Origin of the sequence: Klebsiella sp. HMSC16A12, assembly GCF_001808265.1 — a bacterium.
GTDB classification, from domain to species: Bacteria; Pseudomonadota; Gammaproteobacteria; order Enterobacterales; family Enterobacteriaceae; genus Klebsiella; species Klebsiella pneumoniae.
This window is the reverse complement of record NZ_KV792564.1, coordinates 1-608: the sequence shown is the minus strand read 5'-3', so window position 1 is coordinate 608 and position 608 is coordinate 1. Positions and strand designations below refer to the sequence as shown.

Annotated in this window: 1 protein-coding gene; it reads left to right on the top strand. The window is 56.7% G+C overall.

Translation table 11 applies throughout. From position 1 onward, the window contains the following. Positions 1-608: beta-galactosidase domain 4-containing protein (locus tag HMPREF3140_RS07520; protein ID WP_139146155.1), on the top strand; the 608-nt coding region annotated here is incomplete at both ends.

The following is a 608-nucleotide window of genomic DNA, read 5'->3' as shown; positions in this document are numbered from 1 at the left end:
CCGTGGTCGGCTTACGGCGGTGATTTTGGCGATACGCCGAACGATCGCCAGTTCTGCATGAACGGTCTGGTCTTTGCCGACCGCACGCCGCATCCAGCGCTGACAGAAGCAAAACACCAGCAGCAGTTTTTCCAGTTCAGTTTATCCGGGCGAACCATCGAAGTGACCAGCGAATACCTGTTCCGTCATAGCGATAACGAGCTCCTGCGCTGGATGGTGGCGCTGGATGGCAAGCTGCTGACAAGCGGTGAAGTGCCTCTGGATGTCGCTCCACAAGGAAAACAGTTGATTGAACTGCCTGAACTACCGCAGCCGGAGAGCACCGGGCAACTCTGGCTAACGGTTCACGTAGTGCAACCGAACGCGACCACATGGTCAGCAGCCGGACACATCAGCGCCTGGCAGCAATGGCGTCTGGCGGAAAACCTCAGCGTGACACAACCCTCCGCGCCCCACGCCATCCCGCAACTGACCACCAGCGAAACGGATTTTTGCATCGAACTTGGTAATAAGCGTTGGCAATTTAACCGCCAGTCAGGCTTTCTTTCACAGATGTGGATTGGCGATGAAAAACAACTGCTGACGCCGCTGCGCGATCAGTTCACCCG